15 protein-coding genes are annotated in these 13020 nt (G+C 33.3%); all 15 read right to left on the reverse strand.

Going from position 1 to position 13020, the window contains the following annotated elements; all coding sequences use genetic code 11:
• Position 1: 1 nt before the first annotated feature.
• The 15 genes from rpsI to ccoN all read right to left on the reverse strand — a co-directional run bounded on the left by rpsI (position 2) and on the right by ccoN (position 12814).
• Positions 2-394 carry a 30S ribosomal protein S9 gene (gene rpsI, locus CVULP_RS00635; protein ID WP_099462434.1) on the reverse strand — a complete coding sequence of 131 codons (393 nt, stop codon included), beginning with the start codon at positions 392-394 and terminating at the stop codon, positions 2-4.
• 2 nt (positions 395-396) lie between these two features.
• Entirely contained in the window at positions 397-822 is a 426-nt protein-coding gene (gene rplM, locus CVULP_RS00640; RefSeq protein ID WP_027304373.1) for a 50S ribosomal protein L13, read from the reverse strand.
• Positions 823-906: 84 nt separating this feature from the next.
• Positions 907-1578 (reverse strand): hypothetical protein, encoded by a 672-nt coding sequence (locus tag CVULP_RS00645; protein ID WP_099506899.1) that lies wholly within the window; start codon positions 1576-1578, stop codon positions 907-909.
• A gap of 44 nt (positions 1579-1622) precedes the next feature.
• On the reverse strand, positions 1623-2546 hold the full coding sequence (locus CVULP_RS00650; protein WP_252195518.1) for an adenine-specific methyltransferase EcoRI family protein: 924 nt from the start codon (positions 2544-2546) through the stop codon (positions 1623-1625).
• A gap of 81 nt (positions 2547-2627) precedes the next feature.
• Positions 2628-2909 (reverse strand): GIY-YIG nuclease family protein, encoded by a 282-nt coding sequence (locus tag CVULP_RS00655; RefSeq protein WP_252195519.1) that lies wholly within the window; start codon positions 2907-2909, stop codon positions 2628-2630.
• 7 nt (positions 2910-2916) lie between these two features.
• Entirely contained in the window at positions 2917-5646 is a 2730-nt protein-coding gene (locus CVULP_RS00660) for a RecB-like helicase (RefSeq protein WP_099506898.1), read from the reverse strand.
• Positions 5643-8027, reverse strand: a complete 2385-nt coding sequence (locus CVULP_RS00665) for a PD-(D/E)XK nuclease family protein (protein WP_099506897.1) — start codon at positions 8025-8027, stop codon at positions 5643-5645. The genes CVULP_RS00660 and CVULP_RS00665 overlap by 4 nt, the downstream gene beginning before the upstream one ends.
• Entirely contained in the window at positions 8024-8596 is a 573-nt protein-coding gene (locus CVULP_RS00670) for a hypothetical protein (RefSeq protein ID WP_099506896.1), read from the reverse strand. The genes CVULP_RS00665 and CVULP_RS00670 overlap by 4 nt, the downstream gene beginning before the upstream one ends.
• Positions 8589-9212 (reverse strand): hypothetical protein, encoded by a 624-nt coding sequence (locus tag CVULP_RS00675; protein ID WP_099506895.1) that lies wholly within the window; start codon positions 9210-9212, stop codon positions 8589-8591. The genes CVULP_RS00670 and CVULP_RS00675 overlap by 8 nt, the downstream gene beginning before the upstream one ends.
• Entirely contained in the window at positions 9209-9310 is a 102-nt protein-coding gene (locus CVULP_RS00680; RefSeq protein WP_099462447.1) for a hypothetical protein, read from the reverse strand. The genes CVULP_RS00675 and CVULP_RS00680 overlap by 4 nt, the downstream gene beginning before the upstream one ends.
• Positions 9307-9525, reverse strand: a complete 219-nt coding sequence (locus CVULP_RS00685; RefSeq protein ID WP_099462449.1) for a DUF4006 family protein — start codon at positions 9523-9525, stop codon at positions 9307-9309. The genes CVULP_RS00680 and CVULP_RS00685 overlap by 4 nt, the downstream gene beginning before the upstream one ends.
• Positions 9525-10403 (reverse strand): cytochrome-c oxidase, cbb3-type subunit III, encoded by an 879-nt coding sequence (gene ccoP / locus CVULP_RS00690; RefSeq protein WP_099462452.1) that lies wholly within the window; start codon positions 10401-10403, stop codon positions 9525-9527. The genes CVULP_RS00685 and ccoP overlap by 1 nt, the downstream gene beginning before the upstream one ends.
• Positions 10403-10666, reverse strand: coding sequence for a cytochrome c oxidase, cbb3-type, CcoQ subunit (locus CVULP_RS00695; protein ID WP_099462453.1), 264 nt, complete (start codon positions 10664-10666; stop codon positions 10403-10405). The genes ccoP and CVULP_RS00695 overlap by 1 nt, the downstream gene beginning before the upstream one ends.
• Before the next feature lie 4 nt (positions 10667-10670).
• A complete protein-coding gene (gene ccoO / locus CVULP_RS00700; protein WP_099462455.1) occupies positions 10671-11336 on the reverse strand; it encodes a cytochrome-c oxidase, cbb3-type subunit II in 666 nt (221 codons plus the stop codon).
• An 11-nt stretch (positions 11337-11347) separates the two neighbouring features.
• On the reverse strand, positions 11348-12814 hold the full coding sequence (gene ccoN, locus CVULP_RS00705; RefSeq protein WP_099462457.1) for a cytochrome-c oxidase, cbb3-type subunit I: 1467 nt from the start codon (positions 12812-12814) through the stop codon (positions 11348-11350).
• Positions 12815-13020 lie beyond the last annotated feature (206 nt).

A 13020-nucleotide genomic window follows, 5' to 3' on the forward strand; every position in this document is an offset into this window, starting at 1 on the left:
ATTAACGCTTAGAAAACTGCGGACTTCTTCTTGCCTTTCTGCGTCCGTATTTCTTACGCTCTACGCTTCTACTATCTCTTGTTAATAAGCCTTGCGGTTTAAGTAAGGCTCTAAAGTCAGCGTCCATAGCAGCTAAAGCCCTTGAAATCCCGTGTCTTAAAGCTTCAGCTTGTGCGGAGTAGCCTCCCCCTAAAGTCGTTGCACGTATATCCATAGAAGTTTCTTGTTTTGTTACAAGTAGAGGTTGCACGACTTTAAGTTTTATCGCCTCGTGTCCGCCAAGCCAAGTGTTTAAATCCACTCCATTGACGCTGATTTTCCCACTACCTGCCTTAACCCAAACCTTAGCGATAGCGGTTTTTCTTTTACCTGTTGCGTATGTTGCTTTTGCCATAATTATTTTCCTTCTTTAGCGATTTGTGCGGTGTGAGGATGCTCACTTCCTGCGTAAATTTTAAGTTTTTTAAGCATAGCTCTACCCAAATTTGTTTTAGGAAGCATACCTCTAACGGCTAATTTATAAAGCTTTGCAGGGTTTTTTTCAAGCAAATCTCCAAATTTTTCACTCTTCACACTTCCAAAATAGCCAGAATGCCTATGATAAAGCTTATCTTCAGCCTTATTTGCTCCAGTGAAAACAGCTTTTGAAGCATTGATGATGACGACATAATCTCCACAATCAACATTTGGTGTATAACAAGGCTTATTTTTACCTCTTAAAATAGTCGCCACCTCTGTTAAAAGACGACCGAAACGCTTTCCCTCAGCGTCTAAAACGATCCATTCGCGTTTGACTTCGTTTGGCTTTGTTATCTTTGTCATTTTCTTACCTTTTGCCAAAAATTTTTAAAATGTGATTATAGTCATTTTATCTTAATTATTACTTAATTTAAGAATATTTAAAGCTTATTCTTTTCCTAAAATCCAAAAATACATATCCATAATTTTCATATCTGGATAATATATATTTTCGTTATATTTTAATGATATCTTTGGAAATTCAAAGCTACTTTTACATCTATCTATCAAGTCCATAATTCCTATATAACTATCTTCACAATATTGTATCGGTATCTTATTGTTGTTTATATTATGCTTTTTTAACCCATTTACAAAAAATCTATCATAAGCAGGGGTGCAGCCAAAAATTCCTAATAAAATTTTTGTGATCAGTGTATTGCTAATTTTATTTTTATTATTTTTATCTTCTTCATTATTCTCATTTTCTTTATTATTTTTATAGAGTAATAATTTTTCTTCTATAATTTCATTTGCTTTGATTATTTGACTCCAATCATGCTTATCCCATAAATTAATATCTAATAGCTCTTTTAGCATTGTTTTATATATTTGATAGTCATAATGCAACAAAAAAGAAGAGCCTCTATACATGCCCCAACTAGCTAAATAAAAAGATAACATCAAAGAAGCATAATCATAATCTACATTTTTCCTATTGATATAAAAATACTCATAGCAATGCTCCCAAGATAAATATCGATGATTATTTATTTTTTTTATTTTATTGTGAAAAAATAAAACATTATTACAAAATTGTTGTTTATTTATACTACACATATATTACCTCCACTTTATCTTTTAAACATATACCAAGTTCAAGTTTAGTTTTCTTTAATTTTTTGGATTAGCACTCTATTAAATTTTTTCTTGCCGTTAATATAGGGTGCGTATTCTTGTTTTAAAAAAATCTCATAACCATACTCTAAAACTCCATTTAAAATTTGCCTTGTAGAAACAGCAAAGGGTCTATCATAATCATTTGGAATATAGCTATTATCCACTAAAAGTGTGCCGCTATCATCATATTGTTGATATACATCAGGGATTTCATTTAAAGGCACAAATTTAAGGCGTTTAATGGCTGGGCGGTCTTTAATGGGGAAATTTGTGAAAAAATGCCCTGCTGCTTGCACGGGAATGCGTTTAGGATTTAAATACCAATCCACTCTTGTGTAACCCGCCCACGCTTTTTTATCTGCAAAATAAGGGATAAAAGAGGGGGTGATAAAATTTGTAATATTTGAGATGACGATAAATTTTTTCTTACTTTTTATTAAAATGTCCCAATATTCTATCGCTTTTGAAAAAGGCGGATTAGTGCAAACGATGTTAGCTTCCTCGTTGAGAATTTTAAGAGAAAGCTCAGAGTCAAAACTCCCCGTATAGTCCTTTGGTGTTTCTATGATTTCATTTGCTCCTTCTTTAGTAAAAATATAGCCTCTAGCTCCTGTTTTTGTGTTAAACAAATCCACCGCTCCGCCATAATGGGTGCAAATAAGCTTTTTAAGTTTAAGTCTAGAAAAATTCTTTAAAAAATACAAAGCAAAGGCTGAAGTATCCACATAATCCCGCCTTTCGCCCACCGCATCATCGCAGTTACAAAAGACGACTTTATCTTTCCATATCTTAGTGGGATACATAGCAAGTTTGGCTTCTATATCTTCTATACGCGTATAAAACTCATCGTCTTTAATGCGTTTCGCTCTTTCTATTAATTCTTTTCGTGTAAATCCTCTTTCTTCCATAGTGGGCTGGGTTTTTGCTTTGACAATGCTAGATTTTTTACTCTCTTTAAAAACAACTTTTTTAATAAAATAGGGACTTGCTCATATGCAATTTACATACATATCAAACAAAGTTGGGTTATAAAAATAAATTTCTCTTTTTTCAAGCTCTCTTAAATTAAAAAATGTTTTTTTAAAGTCTCGTTCTAAAGCTCTCATATCACTCACTTCAGCAGCGAAAAGATAGCTATACGAATTTTCAGCTGAAATTCCTGTAATGGAGTTGTATTCTTTTAAGCGGCGATTAAGGTCGTTTGTAATGCCTATTTTGCATTTGCTAGGCTCTAAGCTTCCTTGTGCGATGTAGAGGTATTGCTTCATCATTTTCTCATTAATTTTCTAAAATTTGAATTTCATTTTGGCAATATATCAAAAAAGCTCTTGTGTTTTGCTTATTTAAAATTTCTTCAATGGCTTGTTTATAAAGTGTGATTTGCTCGGCATTTTTAGCATTAAATTCACCCGTTTTATAATCAATAATCAACGCTTCCTTTTCATCAAAAGCAAGTAAATCAAGCCTTTTTAGCTCACCATTAAAACTAAGCGACTGCTCTTTTAATAATTTTTTGCCTTGTAAAAGGGCTTGAAAATCTTTATTTTGAAGTAGATTTTCCACTTTTTTAAAAAGGGTGTTAAATTCATCTTCGTTTAAGAAATGGCGGAATTTATCCCTTGTTTTTTGCTTGACATTTTCTAAATTTTCTCCCCTTGGAAGTCTTAAGTTTTGCATACAAAAGTGAAAGGCATTGCCAAAATGAAATTCCTCGCTAAGTTTTATTTTTTCGACATTTTGTAGAGGGATTTTAACAAATTCTTTAAGGGCGTTTTGCTCTTTTTGTTCCTCGTTTTTAGGAGCTGTTTGCTCATTAAGAGTGCCTATTTCACAACACTCAAGGTCTAAATAGCCCTTGCCGTTAAAATAGCTTGGATTGTTACCATTAACGCAAAATGGATTTTTTTTAATGACAATAAGACCATTTTTAGCCCTTGTAAGTGCGACATAAAGCTTATTAATATCATCATCTTTTTGAGCTTTTTCTATCCTAGCTAAAAAATTTTGATAGGAGGCATCACGCACGGCTTTGTGAAAAGCATTTTTAATCCTTAGCTCCCAACCCTTTTGAATGTCGTATTCAAGTAAAATTTGCTCATTATCATTTTGACCCTTTGAAAGTCTATCAAGCACGATAACATAGTCAAATTCAAGCCCCTTAGATTTATGCACGGTCATAATGCTAATGCCATAATTTTCCTCACCCATCATCTTTAAAGGACAAGGGCTAAATAAAAGCTCCATAAAATTGCCCTTTTGCTTGGCATATTCTAAAAACTGAAGCAAGGCTATATCGGCTAGGTTAAGCTTTAAATTTCTAATGAGATAAAGCACATTTTCTTCGGCACTTTTAGCCAAATCAAGCTGCAATCTTTCAGGCTCAAAGCCTAAAAATTCCCTCATCACTTCTAAATAAAAAGCATCGCCAAAAATGCAGTATTTTGCATATTCTAACACCAAACGCACGCTAGCCTTATTTTCAAGCAAAATATTACTTTGTGTAAAAGCTGGGATTTTATGCTCTTTTAAATATTCTAAAATTTCATTTGCGTCATTATTTTGCCAACATAAAATGCAAATTTTCTCATACAAAACACCTTTTTGATGTAAAAAATCAAGCTGTTCTTTTAAAACTTTAAGAAGTTCTTGCTTGGTCTTTTTAGCGTCTTTTTCCTCACTTTGCACTATGCGAACAAAGCCTTTATTTTGATTTTGCTCTAAAATCTTTTGAGGGATAAAATTTTCAAATTTATTTTTAAATTGAGTATTGACAAATTCGATTAAATGCCCTAAAGAGCGGTAATTTGTATCAAGGCTTTCTGTTTTAATCTGCGTAAAAGTGTCTCTAAGTAGGTCAAAAAGCTCTTTTTTGCTATTTCTAAAGCGGTAAATGCTTTGCTTTTTATCCCCGACATAAAAAAAGCTGCGATTTTTTTTCACGCCCTCTCCACTCACAAGCTCGGCGATAATAGGCTTTAAAATCTCATATTGCACAACGCTAGTGTCTTGAAATTCATCAATTAAAAGATGACTAATACGCCCATCAAGCCTAAAATAAATCATATCCTTTAAATCACTTCGTATAAGGTCTAAAACTCTTCTACTAATATCACTAAAGCTTAAAATATTTTTATTTTTATGTAAATCATTTTTTGCTTTGATAAAAATCTTTAAAAGCTCCATTAAATTCGCTATTTTAAAGTTCTCTAGCTCTAGGGCATACTGCCTTAGACTTTCTAAAAAACGCTCTCTTTTTGCGGTAAAATTGACATCTTCTTGGGCTAAATCTCGCAAATATTTTTTTTCCTCAAATTGGTCAATAATAGGACTTTTTAAAAATTCTTTAAGATGTAATTTTTCGCTTTTAAAATTGCTTTTTAAATTTTTATTATCAAAATTTAAGCAGTATTTTCTCAAATCATCATAGGCATTTTGAAGCTTGGATAAACCTGGTTGATTTGTTATATTAAGACTTTTAAAATAAGCGTTTTGATAAAGGCTTTCAAGCTCACTAAAAAAATGCTCTTTTTCATCAATTTTTAAAATATAAGTTGCCAGTTTTTTAAGCTCCTCTTTAGAAAGCTTTTTTAAAAAAGTCCTTCTTAGATCTTGAGAATTTTCAACGCTTTCAAAATCACTCATCAAGCCTAAATTTAAAGCAAAGGAGCGTAAAATTTGAGAAAATAAAGCATCAAAGGTATAGATTTTTAGATTTTTTCTTAAAAATTCCTCTTTTTTAGAGTCTCTTAAGCGGATTAACTCCTCTTTATCCTTAGCTAAAAGTTTGCAAAGCTCCTTTGTTTCGGCTTCTTTTTTGTCAAAAGTTAAAAAATTTTCTATCACTCTTTTTTTCATTTCATTTGTAGCTTTTTTAGTAAAGGTAATGGCTAAAATTTCATCAATTTTAGCTCCACTTAAAATCAAAGCAACAAAACGCACACTTAAGGCAAAGGTTTTTCCACTGCCAGCACTTGCCTCTAGGGCTAAAAAAGGCTTAAATTCACTCATTTTAAATCTTTTTCATAAAGTAATTTATACGGACAAAAATCGCTTTTTTCATTTTCAAAAACAATTTCTTTATCCACCTCTTTTAAAAGCTTTTCAAGCTCCTCTTTAAGAGCTAAAACGCTTTTTGTGTCTTTACCCTCTTTAAGCTCAAAATCATTTAAATCATAAAAAGCGGCATCGGCGTTTTCATCATATAAAAGCTTATAAAAAGCGAGTTGGTAGGATTTTTCGGGAATTTTCCCACTTTTATAATCTAAAATCAGCTCTTTAAAACGCTCATTTGAATCAATGCGGTCAATCTTACCTGTAAGCTCTATCTTTTGACCCTCTAAAATAATGCTTTTATCCACATTAAGTTCTAAATGCTTAATATGGTAGCCCTGCTTAAAATGCTCCTGTTCCTTTTTTGCAAATTCTTTAAATTTTATCTTTAAAAGTTCTAAATCAAGAGCGTCAAGTCCCTCTTTTTGCCCCTCTTTTTCAAGCAAGGAAGCAAAAAGCTTTTCATCAAAAAAATCATAATGTTTATAATAAAGCTCCAAAATATAATGGACAAAAATACCTAAATTTTTAAGCCTCTTTCTATCATTTTGCTCTTTTATGTCCATTTTTAGCTCTCTTGGCTCTTTTAAATGCTTGATATATTTATAAAAATAAGTGCGTTTAGACTCTAAAAATAAAGTCAGCCTTGAGTAAGAAAGGGGTGTGGCGAAAAGATTGTGTTTTAATTTGGGCGCTTGAGGCGGCTCTAAGTTGATTTTCTTTGCTTGATAGTTTAATTTTAAGGCATTTAAATACGCCTTTTGACTTAAATCCTTAGCAAAATCAAGTCTAAAATCAAGCTCTTCTAAAAGACGCGATTTGCTTTTTTCCTCATTTTCTACATAAGAAATGCTAATTTTTTTAGCATTTTTAAAAAGCTGTTCATAATAAAATCTTTGCAAATTTTCTCTTTTTTCATAGCTTATAAGCCCCGCTTTGGAACGCACTTCATTATTTAAAAATAGCTCATTAACACTTCTTTTTGGGATAAGATCTTCATTAAAATCCACAACAATCACCCCATCAAAACTAAGTCCCCTACTTTCTAAAATCCCCATAGCAGTAACAGCCCCACCCCCAACATAGCTTTGTTTAAAGGAAGAAATTTGTATGAAAAAAAGCTCTAAAAGTTGCTTTAGGTTTAATTTTTGATTGCTAAGTAAATTTTTGATGAAAAAAAGCTCCTTTTCTACAAAAAGGCTTAATTCGCTATTTTCATTTGCCAAAAATTGCTTAATCAAGGTTTCAAAATAAGAAAATTCACACTCTTTAGTAAAATGCTCCTTAAATTCCTTAAAATCAAGCTTAAAATAATGCAAAAGGCTATTGTGTAGGTCGAAATTTGGTGCTTCATCAAAATAATTTTTGTTTTCATTAAAATAAAAATCGTCCAAATTTGCACTCTCATAAAGACTTCTTAAGCTTTGATAAAATAGGCTTTCTTTGATGCTAATCCCACTTGCATAATTAAGCATATTATTTTGATCCAAAAGGCGTAAGAAATCGCAAAAGCCCTCATCTGGCGTAATGACGACAATATCCTCCGCCCTCAAACCCGCTCTTATAAAAGATGAAATTTCATCGAAAACAAAAGCCGCTTGTAAAATCCTAAGCTCAAATTGCTGAACTTTTATAAAGGAGCTTTTAGGCTTTAAAGGCTCTTGCTTTAATAAAATATTTTGCGTGATGTTAAACTCATAATGATAGTTTTCTTTTAAATTTACATCTTTTAAAAAGGGCAGCTCTTTAAAATAAGCGAGATTAAATTTACTTGTTTTAAAACGCAAAATAAGCTCTTTGTGCTTTGCTATTTGTAAAAGTAAAGAAAGCTCAAAACGACTTAAAAAGCCCTCCAAATCATAAATAATACTTTCATAATCTTCCAAAAAGTCCAAATCAAGAGTGTAAGAAAGAGGTAAAGAAAGATCATCGTATAAATTTTCTCTTTTTAAAAGATTTAGATAATTTTGAAAAACGCAGTCTAAAATTTCTAAATGCTCATTGTAACTCGCATAATAATCACTATTTTGTAAGTCCTTAATGCTCTTATTTTCCAGTGCAAGTTCTCTAAAGAAGGAAAAAAGATATTCATTATTTTTCAAAAAGGAAAAAAATTCGGTTGAAATTCCAAGCTTTTGTTCTAAATCCTTACTTTTTTTACACGCTTCTTGCATAAGTAATAATTGCTCATAAGCACTTGCCTTAAAGCCTTGATTGAGACAAATTTTATCCAAAAATTCCGCCACACTTAAAGCTTGACTAATAAGAGCATTTATATTTTTACTTTGCTGATAATATTCTTTAATCTTTCTTGAAGAGCTAAAAATATAAAGTTTCATTGCACGAAAAATTCAAAGCTTTTAAAGCCCAAAATGTCTTTATTCTCAGCCTTTATTTTAAGTTGCCATCTCCCTTTTGCAAGCGTAGCTAAGCTAAACAAATAAGCCTTTGCTTCATAATTAGTCTCATTATTAGAGAGCTTAATGCTAACATTTTTTTCTAAACCTTGTAAAAACATATCATTTTCACTTGTATGCGGTCTTGTGAGTTTAGCACTTAAATTTATATCTTTTAATTCAATTTTACCTTTTGGTTGTTTGACCAAAAGTAGGATAATATTGTCATCTTTTAAAATATAAGCTTTTTTTGAGCGTTTTTTGTCAATAATTTTTTCTTCGAAATTTGTCTTGCTATCATCAAGTATTAAGGCAAAATTTTCAAAAAATTTTTTTTGTTTAAGTTCAAGCTTATCATAATTGTTTTCCACTTCCTGATAGCTTAAGAAAAAGCTATCATCTTCATAAACGGGATACCCACTTGCAAAAATGATAGTTGCCACACAAGCTAAAACAATGGCAAAAAGAGAGAGTAAAATCCCATAAGGCCAAAAAGTTTTCTTTTTATCCAAAGCGTCTTCTCCTTTTTGTTACTTGATTTTGATACCTCTTTTTCATTCTTCTTTGAGTGTAATAAAGCAAAGCAAAGCAAATAAAACCATAAAGTAAAATACGGAGTATGTTTAGCGTGTCTCTGTTGGCATTACCTATGGAGCTTTCAAGTTTGATGTTAAAATACTTAGCAAGTCTATCAGCTATATCACCATAGCCATTTAAAAGAGCAGCGTTATAAATATCACCTTTTTTAGAAGCTAGTATGGGGAGTATAGTGCCTGTGCCAGCATAGGGGCTTAAAACTGCCTCTTTATCAAAAAAGCTTAAAGTCTCGCTAGAGCCTATTATATCAACTTTGTGTGAATTCTTAGAAAGAACTAGCAAAATGTTGGGTTCTGGAAGTTCTTTTTGTTTTTGAGCCAAGCTTTCAAACGAGCTTTCATTACCTACGGCTAAGGCTAGAAAAATTCCCGTTTTCTCATAGAGTTCTTTGCCGATGAGGTTAATTTCATCACTAACTTTTTGACTTAAAACATTTTCATTATAAATAACCGCATCTAAAGCGAAGCAAGAAAGAGGAGCAAACAAAGATAAAAAGGTGGCTAAAAAGCCACCTTGAAAGAAATTCTTCATCCTATGTTAAGATGATTGAGAGTTAAAACAGACCAAGCTGTAACCACAGCACTAATGATTAAGCCGATAACGATTAAATATTCAAGCGTTTTACTCATTTTACATCCTTTATAATCATATGGTCTTGTTCTTTAGAGCCTATCATTTTAACCGCTTGTGGATTTTCAAGTTTATAAGGCTTTTGCATAACATCTTGCTGTGCCTTAATGCCCCAAATAGTAAGCCCAACTAAAATCGCCAATAATAAAACTGTCGCTATAAGCATACCCGTAACACCCGAAAGTGAAAATACGCAACGATTAGTGTTTTCCATTACTCACCCCTTGAAAGAGAAATGACATATTCGCCAACAGCTTGTTTTTGAATATCGCTTAAAAGATCGCTATTAAATTTAGGCATAGAGCCAATTGCACCATTTTTGCCTCTATTTAAAACTTCAACCACAAATTCAGCAGAGCCATATTTTGTTAAATCAGGAGCCATAACCTCGCCCCCTATAACACCCGTGCCATCTTCGCCGTGGCAAGTTACACAAGTAGCAAACACTTCTTTACCTCTAGCAACTAAGTTTTCATTTGCTGTTTTTTTAATGGCTGAAATTTCTTTTGCTACATAGGCAGCTACGGCTGGGATATCCTCCTCGCTAATACCTAAATCAGCTGCCGGAGCCATTTCTCCCATAAGATATCCCATACCCTTAGAGCCTTTAGTGATGACATCGATAAGCCCTTCTTCTGAACCCCAAAGCGTTAAATCTTGCGCCTTGCCATTAATCCCATCAGCGGTGATTCCGTGGCACTGGGAGCATTGCACTAAGAATAAATTTTGCCCCATAGCAATTTTATCTTCCTTAGAGAGATTTTTAAATTTTTCTTCAAATTTAGCTGTGTGAGCAGCGACTTCCTCATTATATTCGCCTATTCTTGAGTAAGAATTCAAAGGATACCCCCATAAAAAATACCAAATTGCCCAAACAATAGTGAGAAAAAATACAACCGCCCAGCCTATAGGTAGAGGATTTTTATATTCACCTATGCCGTCCCAATTATGCTCACTTAATTCGGCATTGCCTTTTTTTTCTTTCATTTGTTGGAAAATTCTAGCTACCACCACAAGCGTGATTAGGATAATAAGAATCGCACCAATCAAAGACAAAAGATTGATATTATCTTCCAAATTTAACCATTGCATCAAGCACTCCTTTTATTTTCTAAAATACGGTCATCAAGTTCATCATTTAAAGCAAGGTCGGCATATTTTTCATAATTTCTTTCACCTCTTTTTTCGCTTCTATAAAGATGAAACCAATACGCATATAAAACAACGACTAAAAAAACAACAAGGGAGAAAAAGCCATAGCCTTGAAAAATCTCCCATTCGTGTTTTTCTATACCAGATAAATTAAAGCTTAAAAGCTGTCCTATTACGCTAAAAAAAATTTCTAAATCCTGCATACTCTTACTTTAAACTATTTAAATAGGCTATCAAAGCAACGATTTCTTTGATCTCCCCTCTAGCAAAAGCGTCTTTAACCTCTTGATTTTTCATCTGCTCCACAATGACAGCCGCTTGAGCCTTAACTTCCTCTTGTGCTTCTTCCCAAGTGCCAAGCTTTGTTTGCCCCTCTACATCATAAGGGACATTAAAGACTTTTTTTACTGTGAGTGCCTCCGCATAGGCTGTTTCAATGTCGGCATTATTGCTAAACATATGCTTATAAGCTGGCATAATAGAACCAGGCACCACAGAAGTAGGGTCTAGCATATGATTTTCGTGCCAATCTGCTGTTCTATAATTCCCCACTCTTGCTAAATCAGGTCCCGTCCTTTTTGAACCCCATAAAAATGGTCTATCATAGGCAAATTCGCCACTCACAGAATACATTCCATAGCGGTCTGTTTCAGACTTAAATGGACGGATAAGCTGAGAATGGCAAGCATTACAACTATCCTTAATATAAATATGACGCCCAGCAAGTTCTAAAACAGAATAAGGCTTTTTGCTCTCAAGAGGTCTTGCATTATCTGCGAAATTTGGTAAAACTTCAACAATACCCGCATAAGCAATGACGATAAAAACTGCCACAGCAAAAAAGAATGGATTTTTTTCTAACCAAGCAAACATTTTTTCTCCTTTTATGCTGCCATAGGCGAAGCGCTTTTTGGCTCTTTGTCAAGCACTTTTCCACAGCTAATTGATTTGTAAATATTATAAACAAACATAAAGAATCCTAGCAAATATAACAACCCGCCGATTGCTCTTATCCAGTAGTAAGGCATAAGCACTTCAACCGTGTCGATAAAGGTGTAAAGTAGGCTGCCATATTCATCAGTAGCTCTCCACATCATACCTTGAGTAATCCCTGCTATCCACATTGATGAGAAGTAAAGCACAATACCTGTTGTTTGCACCCAAAATTGTGCTTCCATTAAGGATTTGCTATAAAGCTCTCTTTTAAACATTCTAGGTGTCATATGATAAAGTGCCGCCATAGTCATAAAGCCTACCCAGCCCAGTGTGCCATCATGGACATGTCCTGGTATCCAGTCTGTAAAGTGTGCTAGGGCATTGACAGATTTGATAGAAAGAATCGGTCCTTCAAGGGTTGAAAACATATAGAAAGTTGAAGCTAGAATCATAAATTTAATAAGCGGACTTTCTCTTAACTGACTCCACTCCCCTTTCATCGTTAAAAGGATATTAATCGCTGAACCCCAAGAAGGTAAAATTAATACAATAGAGAAAATCGAACCCATAGTTTGCATCCAATCAGGCACGGTCGAATAAATCAAATGATGCCCTCCCGCCCATAAATACACAAACATCAAGCCCCAAAATGCAAATAAAGAAAGCTTATAGGAGAAAATCGGCTGTCCGCTTTCTTTAGGTAAGAAATAATAAATTTGAGCGATGATTCCCACGGTGAAAACAAAGGCAACGGCATTATGTCCATACCACCACTGCACTAAGGCATCGTTTGTCCCAGCATACATAGAAACACTATGCCACCAGTTTCCAAGTCCTGTTACGAAATAAGTCGGCACTGCCATATTGTTGAAAAGATAAAGCATAGCTATACCTAAAAAAGTAGCAATGTAATACCAAAGAGAGATGTAAAGAGTTTTTTCACGGCGAATTCCTACAAGTCCAAAAATACTTACACCCCATAAAACCCACACTAAAACAACTAAAATATCCAAGGGCCACTCAAGCTCGGCATATTCTTTAGAAGTGCTTACGCCTAAAAAGAGGCTAATGACTGCTAAAATCATCGTTATCATATAAAGCCAAAAGTGAAGCTTACCTACTGCCATTAAAAACGCCGATTCCGCCATAGAAACTTTAAGAACCCGTTGTCCTATATAATACCAAGTAGCCCAAATCCCTGAAAGCATAAAACCAAAAATAACGCCTGAAGTATGCAAAGGTCTAAGTCTTGAAAAGGTAGCATACTCACCTGCTAAATAGTTTAAATCAGGATATGCCATTTGAAATGCTATGAGCGTTCCTATCGCCATACCTACAATTCCAAACAATATGGTCGCAAACATAAAGTATTTTGCTACCGTATAGTCGTAGTTCAACACATTACCTGGGTGCATCGACTCTCCTTAAAATTAAATCATAAAAGCCGTATTATAAAATATTATTTGTAGATTTAGCCTTAAAATCTTAAATTTTTTAATTTTTGTTAATAAAACTTTAAAATTTATTTAATTTAGGATTTAAAAAGTCTTATTACATTTTAAATTCTTTAATCAATTTTGAAAATTTTTAGCAATCATTTTTTTTTTTTTGTATAATCCGC

It is taken from the genome of Campylobacter vulpis (assembly GCF_014217995.1).
Classification (GTDB): domain Bacteria; phylum Campylobacterota; class Campylobacteria; order Campylobacterales; family Campylobacteraceae; genus Campylobacter_D; species Campylobacter_D vulpis.

Bases quoted from the DNA above. Each gene is read 5' to 3' on its own strand.
- rpsI (WP_099462434.1), bottom strand. From the start codon at position 394: ATGGCAAAAGCAACATACGCAACAGGTAAAAGAAAAACCGCTATCGCT.
- rplM (WP_027304373.1), bottom strand. From the start codon at position 822: ATGACAAAGATAACAAAGCCAAACGAAGTCAAACGCGAATGGATCGTT.
- CVULP_RS00645 (WP_099506899.1), bottom strand. From the start codon at position 1,578: ATGTGTAGTATAAATAAACAACAATTTTGTAATAATGTTTTATTTTTT.
- CVULP_RS00650 (WP_252195518.1), bottom strand. From the start codon at position 2,546: ATGGAAGAAAGAGGATTTACACGAAAAGAATTAATAGAAAGAGCGAAA.
- CVULP_RS00655 (WP_252195519.1), bottom strand. From the start codon at position 2,909: ATGATGAAGCAATACCTCTACATCGCACAAGGAAGCTTAGAGCCTAGC.
- CVULP_RS00660 (WP_099506898.1), bottom strand. From the start codon at position 5,646: ATGAGTGAATTTAAGCCTTTTTTAGCCCTAGAGGCAAGTGCTGGCAGT.
- CVULP_RS00665 (WP_099506897.1), bottom strand. From the start codon at position 8,027: ATGAAACTTTATATTTTTAGCTCTTCAAGAAAGATTAAAGAATATTAT.
- CVULP_RS00675 (WP_099506895.1), bottom strand. From the start codon at position 9,212: ATGAAGAATTTCTTTCAAGGTGGCTTTTTAGCCACCTTTTTATCTTTG.
- CVULP_RS00680 (WP_099462447.1), bottom strand. From the start codon at position 9,310: ATGAGTAAAACGCTTGAATATTTAATCGTTATCGGCTTAATCATTAGT.
- CVULP_RS00685 (WP_099462449.1), bottom strand. From the start codon at position 9,525: ATGGAAAACACTAATCGTTGCGTATTTTCACTTTCGGGTGTTACGGGT.
- ccoP (WP_099462452.1), bottom strand. From the start codon at position 10,403: ATGCAATGGTTAAATTTGGAAGATAATATCAATCTTTTGTCTTTGATT.
- CVULP_RS00695 (WP_099462453.1), bottom strand. From the start codon at position 10,666: ATGCAGGATTTAGAAATTTTTTTTAGCGTAATAGGACAGCTTTTAAGC.
- ccoO (WP_099462455.1), bottom strand. From the start codon at position 11,336: ATGTTTGCTTGGTTAGAAAAAAATCCATTCTTTTTTGCTGTGGCAGTT.
- ccoN (WP_099462457.1), bottom strand. From the start codon at position 12,814: ATGCACCCAGGTAATGTGTTGAACTACGACTATACGGTAGCAAAATAC.